This window comes from Winogradskyella pulchriflava, assembly GCF_042434315.1.
In the GTDB taxonomy this organism is placed as follows: domain Bacteria; phylum Bacteroidota; class Bacteroidia; order Flavobacteriales; family Flavobacteriaceae; genus Winogradskyella; species Winogradskyella pulchriflava.
In genome coordinates this window covers 980,465-1,002,443 of record NZ_JBHLTQ010000001.1, presented here as the reverse complement: position 1 = coordinate 1,002,443, position 21,979 = coordinate 980,465, and the positions used below count along the sequence as shown (strand labels likewise).

Genomic DNA, 21,979 nt, shown 5'->3' with positions numbered 1-21,979 from the left:
CAAACTTAGTCCCCAAAAAATAATTCCATCTCAAATTGATCAACGGTATTTTCTAATCCAATAGTTTCAACCGCTTTAATTTTTTGAGTTAGTCTGTCATCAATATTATTGATTCTGATCTCTTGATTAACAGACCGTATTGCCGAAAACAGATTTTGCCATTGTGAAAGGGAATCCTCTAAAACTTCAAACTGAGCTACGTAACCACTATCAGGATTCATCACGAAATAAGATTGAATTTTATCATCTACAAATACTTGATAATATTCGTAATTTCCTTTAGCTAAACTTTCTTTTTGGTTATCCCAAGAATAAAACGCTTGGTTTGGCAATGTGTTCCAATCTACTAGCTGATATGATACCTTTTTTAAATCAAAATTGTTTTGCTTTTTCACTGTAAGTCGTCCTTTAAAACATTTATAATGCTTACAAATTTTAAAACCTATACCTTCATAAGACTTTATGGCTTTATCATTTGCTGTGATAACTTCGAGTTGGCATTTAGTAATTCCATTTTTAAGCAGTTCAGGTATTGCATAATCATAGATAGATTTTACAATTCGCTTGCCTCGATACTCCGGAATAACACCTGTTCCAGAATTATATGCTGTTAATTCACCTTGACGATTATCTATGGCATTAATAATAAAACCAACTAACTTACCGTCATCAAACATTCCATAAGATAAGTCGAATCGAACACCAGCTGCTTTCCAACGTTGTTTGTAAAAATCATTATCCGTCGGCATTTTTACATAGTAATTTTCAAATGCCGAATGGAAACATGCCATTATAACTTCAAAATCTGTATTACCAAGATGCTGAACTTTCATTATTTGTAGATTGATACTTCTTCTTTTCCGATTGAAGATTTAGAGGCTCTATACATACCTTCGGTATTAAACGGCATTGCAATATTCCCTTTAGTATCTACAGCAATAAGTCCTCCATCTCCATTAATTTCTAATATACGTTGATGTATAACCTCATCCGCAGCGTCTTGCAAACTCAAACCTTTGTGCTCCATTAAACAAGCCACATCATAAGCTACAACACCTCTTATAAAAAATTCACCACTACCAGTGCAGCTAATAGCACAGGTTTTATTATTAGCGTAATTACCAGCACCTATCATTGGAGAATCACCTACTCTTCCCCATTTTTTATTCGTCATACCACCTGTAGAAGTTGCAGCTGCAATATTTCCTTCTTTATCACAAGCTACAGCACCAACTGTTCCAAATTTAGAGTCTTTTTTTACGGAATGATCTAATTGAAAACTATCCGTGTCTTTTATTTCTAACCATTGATTATGTCTAAACTCGTCATAGAAGTAGCTTGTATCTTCGAGTTTATAATTTAATTCTTTAGCAAACGTCATTGCTCCTTCACCTGCTAAAAATACATGCTCACTTTTTTCCATAACATCTTTGGCTAAACTTACAGGATTTTTAATTCCAGTAATTAAACTCACAGCACCAGCATTTAAGGTATTTCCATCCATAATTGCAGCATCCATTTCGTGTGTGCCTTCAGCAGTAAAGACACTTCCCTTACCTGCATTAAACAGTGGAGAATCTTCTAATAATTTTACGGCAACTTCTACAGCTTCAATAGCGCTTTTCCCTTTTTCTAAACAACTATATCCAGCATCTAAAGCTTGTTTTAAAGCCGATTTATATTGAGATTCGAGCTCAGGAGTCATCATTCCTTTTACTAAAGTTCCTGCTCCACCATGTATGGCTATTGAAATTGTTTTCATATCTATAAAATTGAATGCGGAAAATTACAAATTGCTGTTCAATTTAAGATTAGTATATCTTAATAAAAATAGAATTAGTAATTTAGTGAAGACTATTAATCTTTAATGACGAATCCTATTAACATTTGTTCCCTTAGATTAAGCAACACTAACCTCTTTCTACTCTTCTGTTTAGTCAGCTTAGTTTCTAGTGCCCAAAAATTAACATTTTCGCACCTTGGCTTGGATGAAGGTTTACCACAAGAGACCATTCATTGTATAGATAAAGACGCTAATGGGTTTCTTTGGCTAGGTACTTCCGACGGTGTTGTGCGCTACGATGGGCACAATTTTTTTGTACCTCAACCAGATGCCTCAACGAATCTAGATATTGCAGGCTATAGAATTGGAGCTATTCTCGCCAATGACAATTATGTGTATGTAGGCACAGGTCAGAATGGGTTGTATCGCTATGATATTTTTAACGAAACCATTACCCAACATGGTGAAACCGATGCCAACTGTACACGACTCATTGCGTATAACGATCTTACTTTAGCGGCCTTTTATAACAATGGTGTTACTGTAATTGACCAATTTGGAAGTTTTCATAGCAACAATTTTGAAAAAGACTTTCCAAAGAAAATAACTGGAATTGCAGTACATAATGATATTGTTTATGTTGGTACAGATGAAGGTGTCATTCATTCAGCAACACTTAACACAAGTAATGACTCTGGTTATAATCTCTTTTTCAAACCCATTACAAAGCTTAATACACCTGTTAATAACATAAAAGTTTTGAACGACATAATTTGGGTAACAACTGATACAGGCTTATTCAATTTATCTAAAGCAACCAACAAATTTGAACCTATTAAAATCATTGAAAACAGACAACCTTCCAGCTACAATGTTAATACGTTGGCCTATCATAATGGTATTTATTATATCGGCACAACTTCTAATGGGCTTTTAGTTGCAGATTTTGCTAACAACATACTTACTGTTAAGCAACATTATGTAGCAGATAAAAAGTATGATACTTCGACCATTAATTCCGATGGTATTAACGAACTTTTTATTTCAGAAAATTTGATGTTCATTGGTAACATTAACCTCGATATTACAGCAATTGAGGCGCCTCATGTTTTTAGGCAACCCACAGATAGATTTAACTTAGACAACCCTTCAGTTTTTGCCGTTTATGATACTGAAGATTATTTATTCACTGGTTCATCAAGCGGTTTAATTATTTCGAGCCATAAGGACAGTTCAAAATTTAAAATTCTTACCAATCATAATCGTGTTAGAGGAATTACAAAAGATAACGACAACAACATTTGGTTTGTTACCAATAACGGTGTTTTTGTGATTCCGCTTGATAACTTGAATATTGAAAATCCAAAAATTTTAAAAGTCCCTATTGATGCCAACGATGCTTCAAAACTTCCTGCCGAAAATATGCGTAGCGTGTATAAAGACTTATCTGGAGCAATATGGATAACGACATTCAATGCAGGTTTTTCAAAATTTATAGGTAATGTTTCTGAAAATGATTTTAGGTTTAGAAATTACAACTCAGAACAACTGGCTTCAGTATTTACATTATCAATTGTTGAAGATGCTTCTAACAATTATTGGATGAGCACCCAAAAAGGATTAAGCAAACTCAATTTTGAAAACGATGAGTTGATCTCCGTTAAAAACTACGATGAAACCTCTGGACTGGCAACACGTGGCGTTCTGAGTGCTTTTGTAGATTCTGATAATACACTTTGGGTAGCAAGCCGAAAGGGATTGAATAAATATAATTCTGAAAACGATACATTTAAATACTACGCAAAGCGAAATGGACTAAGTAATACATTTGTTTACAACATTAATGAAGACAATTTTGGCAATTTATGGCTATCAACTAATGGAGGTTTGTTTAAGTTTAATAAAACAACTGAAGAATTCACTAACTATAGTCCAAAAGATGGTGTACAGAGTACTGAATTTAATTTAGGAGCTTCGTTTAAAGATGAGACTAATGGTCATCTATACTTTGGTGGTATTAATGGTTTAAACATCTTTGACCCAAACCGTATTGGGGAATTAGATAAAGAAGGCTTGTTAAAGTTTACAAGCTTAAAAATAAAAGATGAATATATACTGCCCAATACTTCTAAAATCCTTTCAACGTCTATTAGTCATTCTAAAGCTATCCATCTAAATTATGATGATTTCCCAGTAAATATAGATTTTTCAGCGTTAGATTTTAGACCAAATAGTAACATTAAATATGTTTACAAACTATTACCAGATGATACGGATTGGAACACTTTAGATAGCAAGAACAACATCCAACTTTTAAACTTATCCTCTAAATCCTACACATTACAAATTCAAGGTAAATCCAGAAACGATTTATGGCAAAAGCCACCTTTAGAATTAAAAATTAAAGTTTCGCCACCTTGGTACAAAAGCAACTTGGCTTACTTAAGCTATTTGTTGATGTTTTTAGGAATTGTTTTTGCATTTTACAGAATGAGTCTTCAAAGGCAAATTGCAGGTCAAGAATCTAAACGACTACAAGAATTAGACAGTTTAAAATCTCGATTTATTACTAATATTACTCATGAGTTTAGAACACCTCTAACCATAATTCTTGGTTATTTGGGCAATTTAAAAGAGCGATTTTCTGAAAAAGACGATATAAACACCTCACTAAACACCATAGAACAGAATAGCAATAATTTACTGAATTTAGTAAACCAAATGCTTGATTTAGCAAAGCTAGAAAAAGGTCAACTTAATCTTAATCTTATTCAGAATGATATTGTTTCATTTTCAAAACACATTGTAAATAGTTTTTTAAGTATTGCTTCAGATAAACAGATAAAACTAAATTTCAGTTCTAATCAAGAGAAAATCGTCATGGATTTTGATGCAGAAAAAATGCGTCAAATTCTCACTAATCTTATTTCTAATGCTTTAAAATTTTCACCTAAAGCATCCGAATTAAATGTCAATATAGATTTACTAAATAATTCCACATTACGAATTAAAATTAGTGATGAAGGTTATGGCATTCCGGAAGACAAATTGCAATTTATTTTCGATCGCTTTTATCAGGTGGAAAACAGTGAACATAAGATATCTCAAGGTACAGGTATTGGTTTGGCTCTAACCAAAGAGTTGGTAGAATTGTTTAATGGGTCTATAACCGTAAAATCTAAACTAGGAAACGGAACAACCTTCATCATAACATTACCAATAACAAATACTGCTCAAAAAGAAGACCTAAATCTCAATGACGACCAAATAACCTTAGGCACTTTTGTACCTCAATTAAATGAAGCTATTGCAGACGATGACTCTAACACAGTACTTATTGTTGAAGACAATACAGATATGGCACGTTACATTGCGTCTTGCTTGCAACCAGACTATAAAGTCAATTTTGCAAAAGATGGGAAAGAAGGATTAGAACTTGCTGAAACTATTATCCCAGACATTGTAGTAACAGATGTTATGATGCCTGTAATGGATGGTTATGAACTTACACAAAAACTACAAGCTAATACCAATACCAACCACATTCCAATTATTATGCTGACGTCAAAAGCTATGCAAGAGGATAAATTAGAAGGTATTACAAGTGGTGCGGATGCGTATTTAACCAAACCATTTCAAAAAGAAGAATTACGCTTACGTATGCAAATGCTTATTGCTAAACGAAAGCAACTACAAGAACGTTATACCGTAACAACAATTGTTGAACAAAAAGAGGAACAAGTAAAGCCTACAGATAAGAAACTTATCTTTTTGAATTTGGTAATCAATGCCATTCACCAACATGTGGACGATTCTAATTTTGGTGCAACTGAGCTCGCTAAATTTTTAGCAATGAGCGATTCTCAACTCTACCGAAAACTCAAAGCCATATCCAACACAAGTACTTCAGTCTTTATTAGAAAAGTACGATTAGAAAAAGGAAAAGAGATGCTAAAAAACAGTGACTTATCCATTTCTGAAATCGCATATTCCATAGGATTCAACGATCCAAACTGGTTTAGTAAGGCTTTTAAAGAAGAATTTAAGCAAAGTCCTAGTGAATTTCGTAACTGATTAACAATTAGTATTTTATATTTAATTTGAATAAATACTCCTTGCTATTTTTTATCATTTTGACAAAATACTCCTTGCTTTTGAAAAAATAATCAAGACCATTTTTAGGGTTAAATGATAGGTTTGTTATGCTATTAATCATAAACCATTATCCAGATGAAAACGTCAACGCTTCTCGTCTCCCTATTAATTATTAATTCTAGTTTTTTGGCAGGTCATGTATCCATTCAACTTATGGGAAACCTTAACCCATTTATTCTTGGCGGAAGTGAACTTTTTCTTGGAGTTACCTATTACATCCACACTATAATCAGAGAGGTTAGAAACGTTTTTGGTGTGGATGTAAAACTCTAATCTGTTAATGGCTCAAAATTATTTTACTATGAAGACAATTAAACTCTCCCTACTATTACTACTTTGCTCTCTAGCAAGTTTTGCACAAGTTGGCATTGGTAATACAGACCCAAAAGCAAGTTTAGATATCACAAGTTCCAATTTGGCAAGCCCAGCGAATACAGATGGTATCTTAATTCCTAGAATAGACAACTTTCCATCTACTAATCCAGCAGCAGACCAAGATGGTATGATGGTTTTTGTCACTGGTAACGGAACACCAACAAAAGGGTTTTATTACTGGGATAATGGAAATGGTACTTGGGTAAATGTTTTAGGAGTAAGAAAAATTAATGATTTAGAAGATGCAAAAAGTGATAACGATGGTAGTGACGATGGCTCATCAATTTATATAGGCGAAAATGCTGGCTCCAATGACGACCAGTCCAATAATAATAACGTAGGGTTAGGAAAAGCCGCAATGAATAGTAATACCTCTGGTAATTACAATATCGGCATTGGCTTTCAATCTTTGCTTTTTAATACTACTGGTGTTAATAATACAGCCGTTGGTACGCAATCGCTATTGGATAATAATGGTGATTTTAATACTGCAGTTGGCACATATGCTATCAATAACAATATTGGTGGAGATAGCAATACTGCAGTTGGTTGGTCAGCATTGAGTTCCATAGTGAATGGTAATGGTAATACAGCAATTGGCAATAATGCAGGTTTTGGAGTTAACGGAAATAGTAGTAATAACATTTTTATTGGTAATCATTCAGGATATAAAATGCCTGTAGGGAGTAGGTCAGGCTCAATATTCATTGGTTATTTTGCAGGAAGTGGTGAAACTAATAATAATCGGCTGTATATAGAGAACTCCAATGCAGATGAAAACAATGCACTCATCTATGGTGAATTTGACAGTAATTTACTTAGAACTAATGGAGAGTTTCAAATTGGTAATCCTTCTACTACTGGTTATGCCTTACCAACTACTGACGGCGCCAACGGTCAGATTTTAGGAACTGATGGTGCAGGTCAAATTAATTTCATCAATCCTTCCTCAATATTTACAGACAACACAAATACACTAGACCAAGCTTACGACCAAAGTGTCCCTTCTCCAAACCAAGGAGCAACAATTGTTGCAGACAATGGTCCTGTTTCTATAACAGGAGGAGATGGTTTTAATGTGCGAGGAGATTTCGGTGCTTCGGGCTCTGTAATTTTAGCACCTCCTAATGATAAATCATTAATGTTTTTCAATCCATTTAACGCAGTGTTTAGAGCTGGTTTTAATGAAGGTACAGATTGGATTTATTCAAATCAAGGTGATTATTCCATCGCATTAGGTTATTCACCTTTAGCTACAGGCGAGCGTACATTTGCCACAGGAAGCTTAACTCAAGCAACAGGAGACCGTTCAACCGCAATGGGTAATGGCACAATTGCAGCGTCATTTGCTGAAACTGCAATAGGCAATTTTAATACCGACTATACACCAGACAACACATCAGCTTTTGATCCTGATGACAGATTGTTAGTTGTAGGCAACGGCACATCAGATGTAGCAAGACAAAATGCCTTAACGATTTATAAAAGTGGTCTATTAAATATAAATGACGAATATAATATGCCATTAACAGATGGTACCAACGGCCAAGTCATGACCACAGATGGTGCTGGTAATATTAGTTTTCAAAACCAAACAAGTGATTCTGATTGGTATGAAGAAGGCACCTCAGCAAGTCCAAACGATATTAACGATAATATATTTACACATGGTAATGTTGGTATTGGTGATACTACACCAATTGCGGCATTAGACATTAATTATACTGGCTCACAAATAAGTGGGATGAGTTTAGATTACTCGCAAACCTCTGCTACTGGTGGATATGGACAGTATATTACTGCAGAGACAACAAGTTCTTCTGCCATAGTTGGCTCTTCTATAACTGTTCGAAATTCAAATTCATCTTCATTAACAACGGCATCTTCAATAGCAAATACTGCAAATGGCGACAATAACACAGGTATTTCAACTTTAGTTAATGGTAATGGAGATAATAATATTGGTATTTACACCAATGTTTCTGGTGCTAGTGATGAGAATATAGGTGGTTTATTTACTGCAACTTCAGGTGCTATAGTTAACACTGGTATATTAGCTTCTGCTACTGGAGGAACAATCAATTGGGCAGGTCATTTTGGTGTTGTAGGTAGTAACGGATCTGGTAATGTTTATGTAAATGATAAGTTAGAGGTCGCTTCTGCTTTTCAATACACAGATGGTAACGAAGCTTTGGGTTATGTATTAAGTACTGATGCCAATGGAAATGCCAATTGGGTTGATCCTAGTACAGTTTTTACAAACACAGACAATCAGAATTTAACAGCTGCTTCACTAACAGGCACAACTTTAAATTTAGGGATTCAAAATGGCACAGGAACCTCTATTGATTTAGGATCGTTGCAAGATGGAACAGGCACAGATAATCAAACGATAGAAACTTTTAATTTTAATTCTGGAACAAATATTCTAACCTTAGAAATTGAAGATGACGGAGTACCTGCTCAAACCGTTGATTTGTCCTCTATCTCTTCAGATCATGATTGGTATGTTCAACCTGGTACGAATCTGCCAAGTGACATTAATGATAATATCTATACACTTGGTTCTGTTGGTATCGGTAATACTAGTTCTAGTATATATAAATTATATGTGGACTCTGCAAGTGGTCATGGTACTTATTTTACAGGTACTGGGACTACTGACCATTATACTTTAAATGTTATAAACACTCAAGGGAGAGCTGCAAGATTTCAAACTGGAGGTAGCTTTTTTAGTGGATATTCAGTAAACAATGTCGCTCTTCAAGCTATTGCACATGGCAACAATGCTGTAGCAGGATTTTTCACTTCGTACGATTCTGGTGAAGCTATTATTGGGCAAAGTCTAGGTTCGGGCACAGCCATTGAAGGCTGGGCTAATGGCACTGGCTTATCGGGCTATTTTCATGGTGGACAATTATATGCAAATGATGGCTTCAGAGCTGAAGGTAATGTTGTAATTAACGATAATGGATACTCTACATCAGATTTTAGAGTAGAAAGTGATACAGAACCATACATGCTGTTTGTTGATGCTGGGAACAACTTTATCGGTATTGGCAATAACAACCCACAAACCGAATTGCATGTTGATGGTGATTTTAGGGTTGATAATGAATTGCAAATAGGAAATCCAGCTACAACTGGTTATGCCCTTCCTACTTTAGACGGTACAAACGGTCAAGTTTTAACAACCGACGGAGCTGGTAATATAACGTTTCAAGATGCAATCACAGACACTGACAATCAAACTATCGACAATATCGGATTAACTGGTACTGTTTTGGGCATATCATTAGAAGATGATGGGTTACCAATGGCTACAGTAGATCTTGCTCCACTACAAGATGGTGACAACCAGCAAATAGATAGCTTTAGTTTCAATTCAGTTACAAACGAATTAACTCTAGAGATAGAAGACGACGGTCAGGCAGCACAAACTGTTGATTTATCTTCTCTAAATCCCCAAAAAGCTGCAGCTCACATTACCTTAAGTACTGACCAAACCAATTCTGGATCTGGAACTACTAAAGTTCTTTTTGACACAGAAGGTTTTGATATTGGCAATAACTTTGATACCTCTTCAGATGTGTTCATAGCTCCAGCAGATGGAATTTATCGTGTTAGCGCACAAATAGCAATTAACTCGTCAACATCAACAGGCACTTTTGATATCCGTATTCGTGTGGATGGTTCTCAAGTAAGAATAGCATCTTTCAATCACTCAGGTAGTGGTAACATTATTAGGCAAATTAATAGTTTAATTGAACTCACGGCCGGACAAACTATTGATATAGCATATCAAAGGGCCATAGGAGTTACTATAAATTCTAATAATTCTATTACGTATTTTGATATAGAACAATTATAAAAGATATAATAAGTAAGCCTCAGTCTTTAAAAATAATTATTAACCATTAAAATTCCGATGCAATGAAAAGACAAAATTTTTTAAAGTCACTAAGTGGTTTAAGCCTTTTAACTTTAATTCCGCAAACTGCATTTTCTAAAACATGGTCTAAATTAACAGGTGACTCAAATCCAAAAATTGTTAGAAATAACAAAGGCAATCTCTTAAATGTAATTGGAGATATACAAACCCATAAGCTCGGCGGTAGTGATACCAATAACCAAATTGTAGAATGGGTAGATGATGTAGAACCTGGTGTTGGCATTCCACCTCACATACATACTAAAGAGGATGAAATTTTTAGAGTCATTAAGGGCCAAATAGAAATAACAATCGATGGTAAAACAACCATCTTAGAAACTGGAGATATTGCCTTTGCACCTAAAAACATTCCTCATTCATGGAAAGTAGTAGGTACAGAAAAAGCCAAAATGATAACTAGTGCATTTCCTTCCGGAATTGAACTAATGTTCAAAGAAATAGCTGATTTACCTTCAGGTCCTCCAGATTTCAAAAAAATTACAGAAATATGTGGTCAATACGGCATCACATTTACAACATAATTGGATTGTCTTCAATTATATTTTTGAGCAAAGAAAGTCGAAGTAGGGATCGGCTTTCTTTTTCTTTATTTTTTAGCGCAACAATCTTTCATTTCAAGTTTTAAGTTTTGTAGTTTTATAGACTTCAAAAAAACTGCAATATCATTTTTTGTTTAGGTCAGCTTATACGTAAAATGATGATTTTTTTAGATTATGCAAAAAAGAAAAATTAAGCATAGCCTTAGCTACGTTTCATTTTTATTTTAAAGCAGAAATGAAAAAAGGGCATTTTTCGAAGCTTACTTAAATTAAATATGATATAACATGTCAGACCAAAAACGTCTTTTTTTAGTTGATGCTTATGCACTTATTTTCCGCGGATATTATGCGTTCATAAAAAATCCAAGAATAAACTCTAAAGGCGAAGACACCTCAGCCATTATGGGCTTTATGAACTCTCTTTTAGATGTTATAAAACGTGAACGACCAGATCATTTAGCTGTTTGTTTTGATAAAGGAGGTAGCGTTGACCGCGTAGAAATGTTTGAAGCGTATAAAGCCAATAGAGATGAAACACCAGAAGGCATTAGAACTGCTATTCCACATATATGCAATATTCTCGAGGCTATGCATATTCCAATTATGGTCAAGGAAGGTTATGAAGCTGATGATGTTATAGGCACACTTTCGCGCCAGGCTGAAAAAGAAGGTTACAAAACCTATATGGTCACTCCAGATAAAGATTTTGCTCAATTGGTTACAGAAAATATCTTTATGTATAGACCTGTTTTTGGAGGTGGTTATGAAACTTGGGGAATTCCGGAAGTACAAAAGAAATTTGAAGTTAAAGACCCTTTACAAGTCATTGACTTTTTAGGTATGATGGGAGATTCTAGCGATAATATTCCTGGTCTTCCTGGTGTAGGCGAAAAAACAGCAAAGAAATTCATTAATCAATTTGGTAGTATGGAAAATCTTTTGGCAAATACGCATGAGCTAAAAGGTAAAATGAAGGAGAAGATTGAAGCTAATAAAGAGCTAGGCCTGTTGTCGAAACAACTTGCTACAATTATGCTAGATGTACCTGTGACCTTTAATGCCAAAGATTTTGAACTCGATCACCCAGATATAGAGAAGGTAAAACAAATTTTTCAAGAGTTAGAATTTAGACGACTAACTGATAATTTCCTTAAGACGTTTTCTACAGAAACTACTGAGACCACAACACAAACACCTGATAAACAAGAAGCCCCAAAAACCACTCCAACCGAAAAAAAATCTGCAGGAGCTGGTCAATTTTCTCTTTTTGGTGGAGATACTTCTAACACTACCGAAACCGTTTCAGAATATACACGTAAAACTGCCGAAACAACTTCACATTTTTACCAAAGCGTAGCTTCTGGCATGGCCACAAAACTATTTGTTAAAAACTTAATGAACCAAACTTCAGTGTGTTTTGATACTGAAACTACTGGCTTAAATCCATTAACTGCAGAATTGGTTGGCATTGCGTTTTCTTGGGAAGTTGGTAAGGGTTTCTACATCCCTTTTCCGGAAGACAGAAATGAAGCTCAAACACTTATTGAAGAGCTAAGACCTTTTTTTGAAAATGAAAACATCGAAAAAATTGGTCAGAATTTAAAATACGATATTAAAGTTTTAGCCAAGTACAACATCGAGGTAAAAGGAAAACTCTTTGACACCATGCTAGCGCATTATCTTATCAATCCCGATATGCGACACAATATGGATGTATTGGCAGAAACTTACCTCAATTACACACCAATTTCAATTGAAACCTTAATTGGCAAAAAAGGAAAAAATCAGCTTTCAATGCGCGATGTTCCTTTAGAAAAACAAACCGAGTATGCCGTAGAAGATGCTGATATTACACTTCAGCTTAAAGAACATTTTCAAAATGAACTAGGAGAAGCCAATACTCAAAAACTTTTTGATGAGATTGAAGTGCCATTGCTACGCGTTTTAGCGGATATGGAATTGGAAGGAATTAATCTTGACAAAGGCTTTTTAGAATCGCTTTCCGAGCAATTGAATAACGATATTGCCAACCTAGAAAAAAGCATATACGAAGCTGCTGGTGAAGAATTCAATATTGCTTCACCAAAACAATTAGGCATCATTCTTTTCGAAAAAATGAAACTGGTTGATAAACCTAAAAAGACAAAAACAGGTCAGTATGCAACTGGTGAAGACATCTTGTCTTATTTAGCCAAGGACCATGAAATCATTCAGCAAATTTTAGATTATCGTGGACTGAGTAAATTAAAAAGTACCTATGTTGACGCGTTACCATTACAAGTTGAAGAAAGCACAGGCAGAGTTCATACAGATTATATGCAAACTGTTGCCGCTACTGGTCGATTAAGCAGTAACAATCCTAATTTACAGAACATTCCAATACGTACAGAACGTGGTCGCCAAGTGCGAAAAGCATTTATCCCAAGAAACGTAGATTATACCCTTTTAGCAGCGGATTACTCTCAAATAGAATTGCGAATCATTGCAGCATTAAGCGAAGAAGAAACCATGATTGAAGCCTTTAAAAATGGTGAAGATATTCATGCCTCTACAGCATCTCGAGTATTTAATGTACCTATTACCGAAGTGACTCGCGAGCAACGTAGCAATGCTAAAACGGTTAACTTTGGTATTATATATGGAGTTTCGGCATTTGGATTAAGTAATCAAACGGATTTATCTCGAAGTGAGTCCAAAGAACTCATAGAAACCTATTATGCTACGTATCCAAAATTACGTGCCTATATGAGCGAACAAGTAGATTTTGCCAGAGATAATGGTTATGTGCAAACGGTTTTAGGTCGTCGTCGTTATCTAAAGGATATCAACTCGCGTAATGCTGTTGTACGTGGTGCAGCAGAACGAAATGCCGTAAATGCTCCAATACAAGGAAGTGCTGCAGACATTATAAAAATTGCGATGATTAATATTCATCAAAAACTATCAGAAGGTAATTACAAATCCAAAATGCTATTACAAGTACATGATGAATTGGTGTTTGACATTTACAAACCAGAACTTGAGGCCATGAAAACCCTCATCAAAACCGAAATGGAAAATGCTTACCAACTTTCTGTTCCGTTGGATGTAGATTTAGATATTGGTGATAATTGGTTGGAAGCGCATTAAATCTTTCACTTTTTTGAAGTAATATTGTAGTCTCTAAGTAAGTATGAGTATTATTTCAAAAGACATATCAAAAGCTGTCGCATTATTAAATGCTGAAGAAGTTGTGGCTATACCAACCGAAACGGTGTATGGTTTAGCCGGAAACATCTATAGCGAAAAAGCAATAAAGTCAATTTTTGAAACTAAAAAAAGACCGTTTTTTAACCCTCTAATCGTTCATATTCCTTCGGTTGATTATCTTGATATCATTGTAGATTATGTTCCTGAAAAAGCAAAACTCTTAGCTGAAGCCTTTTGGCCAGGACCAATAACTTTGGTCTTAAAAAAGAAAAATACCATTCCAGATTTAATTACTGCTGGTAAAGATACCGTTGCAGTGCGTGTACCTAATCATTCTGTAAGCTTAGCATTATTGAGACAATTAGATTTCCCTTTAGCCGCACCAAGTGCCAATCCGTTTAGTAGTATTAGTCCAACAACTGCACAGCACGTTGAAACCTATTTTAAAGATGCTATTAAAATGGTATTAGACGGAGGATCATGTAAGAGTGGTATAGAATCTACAATAATAGGATTTGAAAATGACGAACCTATTATTTATCGTTTAGGCTCTACGGCAATTGAAGATATAGAAGCTGTAGTCGGAAAAATTGAGATAAAAAATAAAGAGGAAATTGCGCCAGATGCACCTGGTATGTTAGAGCGTCATTATGCTCCAAAGACAAAGACCGTTTTAACCAATACTATTTTAGAGACACTCCGTCTTTATAAGAATAAACGTGTAGGATTAATAACCTTTCAATCTGAAATTGACAACACTAATATAGAAGTCCAAATAGCGCTTTCAAAATCTGGTGACTTAGCAGAATCGGCTTCAAATCTTTATGATGTATTACACCAATTAGATCTTATGCATCTCGATGTTATTATTGCTGAAAAATTCCCAGATTATGGCCTAGGAAAATCTATAAATGACCGTTTGGAGCGTGCAACAAAATAGGTAAATTCACATTATCTTAGAATACCTTGATTTTCAATTAAAAAAAACCTTAACTAAGGTTTGCCAATCCAATAAGTTGTCGTAAATTTGCAAACTCTTTTTCGGAAGAGGAATGTTTAATCTTTTGCGCTGTAACGCGCAATAATAAATCAAATTAGTGTGGATACATTAAGCTACAAAACAGTTTCTGCTAACAAAGCTACCGTTAATAAGGAGTGGGTTTTAGTTGATGCTGAAGGACAAACTTTAGGTCGCTTAGCTTCAAGAGTAGCAATACTTTTGAGAGGAAAGCACAAACCTAATTTTACGCCACACGTTGATTGCGGTGACAACGTTATTGTTGTTAATGCAGAGAAAATCAACTTAACTGGTAACAAATGGACGGAAAAAAGTTATATCCGTCACACAGGTTATCCAGGTGGTCAAAGAAGCTTGACTGCTACTGAAATGTTTGAGAAAGACCCAACCAGATTAGTAGAGAAGTCAGTAAAAGGAATGTTACCTAAAAACAAATTAGGTGCAGCTCTTTTTAGAAATTTAACTGTTGTTTCTGGTATTGAGCACGCTCACGAAGCTCAAAAACCAAAAGCAATTAATTTAAACGAAATTAACTAATGGAAGTAATTCACAAAATTGGCCGTAGAAAGACGGCTGTTGCTCGTGTGTACGTTGCCAAAGGAAAAGGTAACATCACGGTGAACAAAAAAGACATGGCGGAATACTTTACTACTGCACCATTGCAGTACAAAGTAAACCAACCTTTAACCATGACTAACAATGATGGCAACTTTGATATTACTGTTAACGTATATGGAGGTGGTATCACCGGCCAGGCAGAAGCAATACGTTTAGCTTTATCTCGTGCAATGTGCGAGCTAGATGCTGAAAACAGACTAGTATTAAAGCCAGAAGGTCTATTAACAAGAGATCCAAGAATGGTAGAGCGTAAGAAATTCGGACAGAAGAAAGCGCGTAAGAAATTCCAGTTCTCTAAACGTTAATATCCAACAATTTTTTATTCAGAGTCTGCTTCGGCAGATTCTGGATTATTATTTTTTATTAAAAGAAGCTGAAACGAGTTCAGCTTTAAAAAACCAGTTATTGTTGTCCATCACGTTAAAGCGTGAGGATTTAGTTTAGCATCTAAATGGTTAAGGCGAGCGAAAGCAACCACTTAATCATTGCTAATTCAACAGAACGTAAACTATCACAAAAATGGAAAAAGTAGAAGTAAAAGAACTACTAGAAGCAGGTGTACACTTTGGTCACCTTACACGTAAGTGGAATCCAAACATGGCCCCTTACATTTATATGGAGCGTAACGGTATCCATATTATCAATCTTTACAAAACTGCAGCAAAAATTAAAGAAACTTCTGATGCATTAGCTAAAATTGCTGCGTCAGGTAAGAAAATCTTATTCGTTGCTACAAAAAAACAAGCTAAAGACATCGTAGCTGAAAAAGCAGGTGCTGTAAACCAACCTTACATTACTGAGCGTTGGCCAGGTGGAATGTTAACTAACTTCGTTACTATTAGAAAAGCCGTTAAGAAAATGGCTTCTATTGATAGAATGAAAAAAGACGGAACATTCAACTCTTTATCTAAAAAAGAGCGTTTACAAGTTGACCGTTTACGTGCAAAATTAGAAAAGAACTTAGGTTCTATCTCTGATATGACACGTTTACCAGGTGCTTTATTTGTTGTTGATATTATGCGTGAGCATATTGCTATTAAAGAAGCACAGAAATTAAATATTCCAATCTTTGCAATGGTAGATACTAACTCTGATCCACGTCAGGTAGATTATGTTATACCAGCAAATGATGATGCTTCAAAATCTATCAATAAGATTTTATCTATTGTAACCTCTGCTGTAGCTGATGGTTTAAGTGAAAGAAAATCTGAGAAAGAAAACAAAGACAAAGAGAAACCTGCAGCTAAGGCTAAAAAAGCTCCTGTAGCAGCTCAAGAAGAAGAATAAATAACATTTATACAATATTAAAAGTCATTTAATTCTTTTCAAATTGAAAACTAATTGAATGACTTTTTAAATTTAAAAACTATGGAAAACACTGTAAAAATTACAGCAGCAGAAGTAAACAAGCTAAGACAAGCAACTGGTGCTGGTATGATGGATTGTAAAAAAGCTTTAGTTGAAGCTGGTGGTGATTTTGATAAAGCCATTGAAGTTTTACGTAAAAAAGGACAAAAAGTAGCAGAAAAAAGAGCCGACAGAGATTCTTCTGAAGGTGCTGCTATCGCAAAAATTAATGCAGATAACACTTCTGGTGTTGCTATTGTATTAGGTTGTGAAACTGATTTCGTTGGTAAAAACGAAAACTTTGTTGCATTAGCTAATGAATTAGCAGAAGTTGCATTAAACTATGACACAAAAGAAGCGTTTTTAGCTGCTGATTTTGGTGGTATGACTGTTGCTGAGAAGTTAACAGAGCAAACTGGTGTTATTGGTGAAAAATTAGACATCACTGCTTTTGAAAAATTAGAAGCACCTTATGTTGGACAATATGTTCACATTAATAAAATTGCTGCTTTAGTAGGTTTATCTGCAAAAGTAGATAACGTTGAAACATTAGTTAAAGACGTAGCAATGCAAGTTGCATCTATGGGTGCAACTACATTATCTTATAAAGATTTTGATCCAGCATATATTGCTTCAGAAACCGAAGCTCGTATTGCAGTTATCGAAAAAGACAATATTGAATTAGGTCGTTTAGGTAAAACATTAAAAAATGTTCCTAAATACATCTCAATGGCACAATTAACTCCAGAAGTGATTGCTGAAGCTGAAGAAGCTGCAAAAGCAGAATTAAAAGCTGAAGGTAAGCCAGAGCAAATTTGGGATAGAATTTTACCAGGTAAAATGGAGCGTTTTATTTCAGATAACACCACTCTAGACCAAGAGCAATGTTTATTAGATCAAAAATTCATCAAAGATGAAAAGCAAACTGTTGCTGATTATGTAAAATCTTATGGTGATGTTGAAGTTGTAGGTTTTAAAAGAGCTACAGTAGGATAATTAATTCCTGTAAAACACAAGAGTCTTTATATATAAGCCACTGTTCAATAATTGAACAGTGGCTTATTTTATTTTTTTACTTACTGTTTTGTATAAGTATAAGTTTGCGAATTGTCGTTAGACATGTTTGTAGACCCACTAAAGGCACTTACATCCTGACCATTATCTCTTATTTGAATATTAAAAGGTGCGTTTCCTCCATCAAAATTATTTACATAAAAGGTATATTGACCACTTGGTCCACCATCAGGCCATGTAATATTTTCAGAATTACCACCAGTACATCCACCTGTGCAATCTATGTCTAGCATTCCTCCAGACGACGATGATGGATTAATATAAGAAATTGTATTACCATTAGGATCTGTAACATATAAATCTAAATCTATATTACCAGACCAAGTTAGATTAAACCTAGGACTTCCATCTAGACCCGCAAGACCACATTCAGCGCTATCTAAAAGGCCTTGACAAGATGGCTCGTCACAGTTACCACAAAGCATAGCTACATCTTGAATATTAGCCGCAGAAATTGCGCCACTTGTAGTCTGTGCAAATTCATAGCATCTAATATCATGGCAAATCCTTGACAAGTCATCACATATACCTTCTGTAATTAAAAAGGAAAATGTTGCAGTAGCGTCAGTTACACCATTAGCGTCAACAGGCACAAAATAAATTGGTCCAGATGTACCAAATCTCATACCTACTGCATTTACATTTCCATTTGGTGCATTAAATGTAATTTGATTATCCATTGGAGAGCCACTTTCTAAACCTACAACTCCAGATCCATTATTAATAATTTGAATAGAATTATCAATTGTAACCTCGTCTGGATTTATTGTAAAAACACCTGGAGTTAAAATTTCCAAATTAGCATTCATTAGTTCTGCTACACGATCTGGATCAGATATTCTTTCATTTTCATCCTTATTACACCCTAGAAAAAGTGTAAAAAAGATTAACATTCTAACTGCATTTTTCATAATAAAATAATTTTTATAGATTAATAGTCCTTAAAACTATTCCTTCTAATCCAACAGAACAATACCTTATAATGGGTATATTTATTAACCTAATTTTTCACTTTTACACCTGCTAATAATTATGTAGCTTTGCTCAACTTTAAATTCTGTTATGAAGTATAAAAGAATCCTCTTAAAACTATCTGGTGAAGCCCTAATGGGAAACCGCCAATACGGTATAGATCCTGAACGCTTAGGTGAATATGCTAAAGACATTAAGGAAATTACCGATTTAGGTGTAGAAGTTGCAATAGTTATTGGAGGCGGAAATATTTTTAGAGGTGTTGCAGGCGCAATGAACGGTATGGACCGTGTGCAAGGTGACCACATGGGAATGTTAGCAACCGTAATTAACGGTTTGGCACTTCAAAATGCATTAGAAGATGCTGGTGTAAAAACACGTTTACAAACTGCAATTAAAATAAATGAAGTAGCTGAGCCTTTCATTAGACGAAAAGCAATGAGCCATCTAAATAAAGGGAGAGTTGTTATCTTTGGAGGCGGAACAGGTAATCCGTATTTTACTACAGATTCAGCTGCCGTTTTACGTGCTATCGAAATAGAGGCTGATGTTATTTTAAAAGGAACTCGAGTTGATGGAATTTACACTGCTGACCCTGAAAAAGACAGTACAGCTGTAAAGTTTGACCACATTACATTTGACGATGTACTGCGTAAAGGATTAAAAGTAATGGACACTACTGCTTTTACTTTGAGCCAAGAAAATGAGCTCCCAATTATAGTTTTTGATATGAATAAAAAAGGGAATTTACTTAAAGTAGTTTCTGGCGAAAACGTGGGTACAGAAGTAAACCTATAAGTTTTGGCTTAACTTTTGATATTTGTCAATTAAAATTTAAAAATTATGAACGAAGACATTAAATTTATAATAGATACCGCAAAAGAAGCAATGGATGCGGCAATAAAGCATCTAGAAAAACAATTGGTTAATATTAGAGCTGGTAAGGCTAGTCCTGCTATGCTTGGAAGCGTAATGGTAGATTATTACGGTTCTCAAACTCCTTTAAATCAAGTAGCGAATGTCAACACGCCAGATGGTAGAACTATTTCAGTACAGCCTTGGGAAAAAAGTATGTTGCAAGAAATAGAGCGTGGCATTATGCTTGCCAATTTAGGTTTTAATCCTATGAATAATGGGGAAATGATTATCATTAATGTTCCACCTTTAACTGAAGAACGTCGTAAAGACTTGGCGAAACAAGCTAAAGCAGAAGCAGAAGATGCTAAAATAGGTATAAGAAATGCACGTAGAGACGCTATGCACGACATCAAAAAAACAGATGCCTCTGAAGATCTGCAAGCTAATGCTGAAATTGATGTACAAGAACTTACCGATTCTTACGTTAAGAAAATAGATACGATTCTAGACAATAAGGAAAAAGAAATTATGACGGTGTAATACCATTATTTTTGAAATTTTGTCATTAAGAACTTCTATCTACTATAGATAGCGTTTTCGGAATTAAATTTATGTATGCCTTAAGAGTCTAAAACTAGTGTTGATTTATAGTTTAAGGTATTGTTTTCTGTTTTTAATCTTAATCCATATACATGCTAAAGCATTTATTTGTTGTTTTTCTTCTTAGCCTTGCAACAAATAGTTTTGCGCAAAACCCTATTAAAAAAGAAAAAGACTCTATCCAAAAAAAGCAAGACTCTATTAAAAAAATAGAGTTTATAAAACAAATTGGAAATGGCTTTTTACCCTTTAATTATTTTAGTGCGGATTTACGTTATTTAGTAAAGTTTAACCAGTACGAAGGTTTTAGAACAGGCTTAGGAGGTGTAACTAACAATAGGTTTTCTAACCGCTATCGCTTAAATGGTTATATCGTTTACGGTTTTAAAGACAAACGTGTTAAATTTAGTGCTGGTGGTGGTTTTAGAGTTAATGAAGCTCACAACACTTGGGTTAATTTTAGGTATACGGATGACCTTATGGAAACCGGAAGTTCAACCTTCTTAACTGATAAGCGATTTTTTACTTTTTTTGAACCACGACTTTTAAACATTAACTTATTCCATAGACATATTACAAAATCTATTGCGGTAGAACATCGCTTTTCTAATAAGCTATTATCAGAGACTCAGTTTGGTATTAGTAACATAAGTCCAACATACTTCTATAATTTTTTATTAGACGACGAAAGTTACAATAGCTTTAATATAAGTACAGCAAAATTTGGTTTGCAATGGAGTCCATTTAATAAAATTGAAGTTTCAAAAGACAATGTAAAAACAGTTAAAGAAGGATTTCCAAAGTTCACACTACAATTAACGCAAAGTTTCAAATCTATTTTTAATAGCGATTTTAATTTCTCGAAATTAGATTTTAGAACCATTCAACAGTTTACCCACAAAAATAATGCAGTAACAAATATTACTTTGGTCGCTGGCATTGCAGGAGGAGAAGCTCCGCTAACACATTTGTACCATGCCTACCCTAATAATATCACTAAAGAAACTATACTTCAACGGTTTTCTGTGGCTGGTCTTAATAGTTTTGAAACCATGTATTTTAATGAGTTTTTTAGCGATAAGTTTTCGACCTTACAATTAAAACACTACTTCAGTCCATTTAAAATTTCAGAATGGTTCAAACCACAATTGGTCATCATTTCACGCTATGCCATTGGAGATATGAATAGTATTGACAGACACCAAGGTATCGGTTTTGGAACATTAAATAAACTTTACTCAGAGTCTGGTTTTGAAATCAACAAACTGCTCTTTGGGTTTGGCTTTAGCTTTGCTTATCGTTATGGCGCATACCACTTACCAGAATTAGAAGATAATATTGCTTTTAAGTTTACCTTTAATATTTCGCTATAAAACGGTATTATATTACTGTTAAATCCCTAGCAAATCCTTAGGTTTTTTCTACCTTTGCGGCTCGTTTTTACTTGCCTATGGAAATTATAATATTCCTTTAGAAAAGTAAGTAAAAAAAAGAACACG

At 34.6% G+C, this 21,979-nt stretch carries 16 protein-coding genes; 13 read left to right on the top strand and 3 right to left on the bottom strand.

Annotation, left to right across the window (positions count from 1 at the left end):
• Positions 1–5: 5 nt before the first annotated feature.
• Together ACFFGA_RS04405 and ACFFGA_RS04400 are read right to left on the bottom strand one after the other, a co-directional pair.
• Positions 6–833: a GNAT family N-acetyltransferase gene (locus ACFFGA_RS04405; protein ID WP_386060214.1), complete on the bottom strand. Its 828-nt coding sequence runs from the start codon at positions 831–833 to the stop codon at positions 6–8.
• Entirely contained in the window at positions 833–1,762 is a 930-nt protein-coding gene (locus ACFFGA_RS04400; protein ID WP_386060211.1) for an isoaspartyl peptidase/L-asparaginase family protein, read from the bottom strand. The genes ACFFGA_RS04405 and ACFFGA_RS04400 overlap by 1 nt, the downstream gene beginning before the upstream one ends.
• Positions 1,763–1,867: 105 nt before the next feature.
• Between ACFFGA_RS04400 and ACFFGA_RS04395 the strand changes: the two genes are divergently transcribed.
• The 10 genes from ACFFGA_RS04395 to tsf all read left to right on the top strand — a co-directional run bounded on the left by ACFFGA_RS04395 (position 1,868) and on the right by tsf (position 17,972).
• Entirely contained in the window at positions 1,868–5,857 is a 3,990-nt protein-coding gene (locus tag ACFFGA_RS04395) for an ATP-binding protein (RefSeq protein WP_386060208.1), read from the top strand.
• A gap of 156 nt (positions 5,858–6,013) precedes the next feature.
• Entirely contained in the window at positions 6,014–6,211 is a 198-nt protein-coding gene (locus ACFFGA_RS04390) for a hypothetical protein (protein ID WP_386060205.1), read from the top strand.
• Positions 6,212–6,239: 28 nt separating this feature from the next.
• Positions 6,240–10,184, top strand: coding sequence for a beta strand repeat-containing protein (locus ACFFGA_RS04385; protein WP_386060202.1), 3,945 nt, complete (start codon positions 6,240–6,242; stop codon positions 10,182–10,184).
• Positions 10,185–10,246: 62 nt separating this feature from the next.
• Positions 10,247–10,786: a cupin domain-containing protein gene (locus ACFFGA_RS04380; RefSeq protein WP_386060199.1), complete on the top strand. Its 540-nt coding sequence runs from the start codon at positions 10,247–10,249 to the stop codon at positions 10,784–10,786.
• Between the two features lie 303 nt (positions 10,787–11,089).
• Positions 11,090–13,933: a DNA polymerase I gene (gene polA / locus ACFFGA_RS04375; RefSeq protein ID WP_386060196.1), complete on the top strand. Its 2,844-nt coding sequence runs from the start codon at positions 11,090–11,092 to the stop codon at positions 13,931–13,933.
• Between the two features lie 43 nt (positions 13,934–13,976).
• Positions 13,977–14,933: an L-threonylcarbamoyladenylate synthase gene (locus ACFFGA_RS04370; RefSeq protein ID WP_386060193.1), complete on the top strand. Its 957-nt coding sequence runs from the start codon at positions 13,977–13,979 to the stop codon at positions 14,931–14,933.
• A gap of 159 nt (positions 14,934–15,092) precedes the next feature.
• Complete coding sequence (gene rplM, locus ACFFGA_RS04365) at positions 15,093–15,548, top strand: 50S ribosomal protein L13 (RefSeq protein ID WP_386060190.1); 456 nt, start codon at positions 15,093–15,095, stop codon at positions 15,546–15,548.
• Positions 15,548–15,934: a 30S ribosomal protein S9 gene (gene rpsI, locus ACFFGA_RS04360; protein ID WP_386060187.1), complete on the top strand. Its 387-nt coding sequence runs from the start codon at positions 15,548–15,550 to the stop codon at positions 15,932–15,934. The genes rplM and rpsI overlap by 1 nt, the downstream gene beginning before the upstream one ends.
• Before the next feature lie 214 nt (positions 15,935–16,148).
• Positions 16,149–16,916 (top strand): 30S ribosomal protein S2, encoded by a 768-nt coding sequence (rpsB, locus tag ACFFGA_RS04355; RefSeq protein ID WP_386060181.1) that lies wholly within the window; start codon positions 16,149–16,151, stop codon positions 16,914–16,916.
• Between the two features lie 81 nt (positions 16,917–16,997).
• Positions 16,998–17,972 carry a translation elongation factor Ts gene (gene tsf / locus ACFFGA_RS04350; RefSeq protein ID WP_386060171.1) on the top strand — a complete coding sequence of 325 codons (975 nt, stop codon included), beginning with the start codon at positions 16,998–17,000 and terminating at the stop codon, positions 17,970–17,972.
• A gap of 80 nt (positions 17,973–18,052) precedes the next feature.
• Here tsf and ACFFGA_RS04345 read toward each other — a convergent pair whose 3' ends face one another.
• Entirely contained in the window at positions 18,053–18,961 is a 909-nt protein-coding gene (locus tag ACFFGA_RS04345; protein ID WP_386060168.1) for a DUF2135 domain-containing protein, read from the bottom strand.
• 151 nt (positions 18,962–19,112) lie between these two features.
• Between ACFFGA_RS04345 and pyrH the strand changes: the two genes are divergently transcribed.
• The 3 genes from pyrH (at position 19,113) to ACFFGA_RS04330 (ending at position 21,853) form a co-directional block, all read left to right on the top strand.
• Positions 19,113–19,820, top strand: a complete 708-nt coding sequence (gene pyrH / locus ACFFGA_RS04340; protein ID WP_386060165.1) for a UMP kinase — start codon at positions 19,113–19,115, stop codon at positions 19,818–19,820.
• A 45-nt stretch (positions 19,821–19,865) separates the two neighbouring features.
• Positions 19,866–20,420, top strand: coding sequence for a ribosome recycling factor (gene frr / locus ACFFGA_RS04335; protein ID WP_386060162.1), 555 nt, complete (start codon positions 19,866–19,868; stop codon positions 20,418–20,420).
• A gap of 152 nt (positions 20,421–20,572) precedes the next feature.
• Positions 20,573–21,853, top strand: coding sequence for a DUF5686 family C-terminal domain-containing protein (locus tag ACFFGA_RS04330; protein ID WP_386060159.1), 1,281 nt, complete (start codon positions 20,573–20,575; stop codon positions 21,851–21,853).
• The last annotated feature ends 126 nt before the right edge of the window (positions 21,854–21,979 follow it).

Bases quoted from the DNA above. Each gene is read 5' to 3' on its own strand.
- rpsI (WP_386060187.1), top strand. From the start codon at position 15,548: ATGGAAGTAATTCACAAAATTGGCCGTAGAAAGACGGCTGTTGCTCGT.
- pyrH (WP_386060165.1), top strand. From the start codon at position 19,113: ATGAAGTATAAAAGAATCCTCTTAAAACTATCTGGTGAAGCCCTAATG.
- ACFFGA_RS04390 (WP_386060205.1), top strand. From the start codon at position 6,014: ATGAAAACGTCAACGCTTCTCGTCTCCCTATTAATTATTAATTCTAGT.
- frr (WP_386060162.1), top strand. From the start codon at position 19,866: ATGAACGAAGACATTAAATTTATAATAGATACCGCAAAAGAAGCAATG.
- polA (WP_386060196.1), top strand. From the start codon at position 11,090: ATGTCAGACCAAAAACGTCTTTTTTTAGTTGATGCTTATGCACTTATT.
- ACFFGA_RS04405 (WP_386060214.1), bottom strand. From the start codon at position 833: ATGAAAGTTCAGCATCTTGGTAATACAGATTTTGAAGTTATAATGGCA.
- rpsB (WP_386060181.1), top strand. From the start codon at position 16,149: ATGGAAAAAGTAGAAGTAAAAGAACTACTAGAAGCAGGTGTACACTTT.
- ACFFGA_RS04380 (WP_386060199.1), top strand. From the start codon at position 10,247: ATGAAAAGACAAAATTTTTTAAAGTCACTAAGTGGTTTAAGCCTTTTA.
- ACFFGA_RS04330 (WP_386060159.1), top strand. From the start codon at position 20,573: ATGCTAAAGCATTTATTTGTTGTTTTTCTTCTTAGCCTTGCAACAAAT.
- ACFFGA_RS04385 (WP_386060202.1), top strand. From the start codon at position 6,240: ATGAAGACAATTAAACTCTCCCTACTATTACTACTTTGCTCTCTAGCA.
- tsf (WP_386060171.1), top strand. From the start codon at position 16,998: ATGGAAAACACTGTAAAAATTACAGCAGCAGAAGTAAACAAGCTAAGA.
- ACFFGA_RS04400 (WP_386060211.1), bottom strand. From the start codon at position 1,762: ATGAAAACAATTTCAATAGCCATACATGGTGGAGCAGGAACTTTAGTA.
- ACFFGA_RS04370 (WP_386060193.1), top strand. From the start codon at position 13,977: ATGAGTATTATTTCAAAAGACATATCAAAAGCTGTCGCATTATTAAAT.
- ACFFGA_RS04345 (WP_386060168.1), bottom strand. From the start codon at position 18,961: ATGAAAAATGCAGTTAGAATGTTAATCTTTTTTACACTTTTTCTAGGG.
- ACFFGA_RS04395 (WP_386060208.1), top strand. From the start codon at position 1,868: ATGACGAATCCTATTAACATTTGTTCCCTTAGATTAAGCAACACTAAC.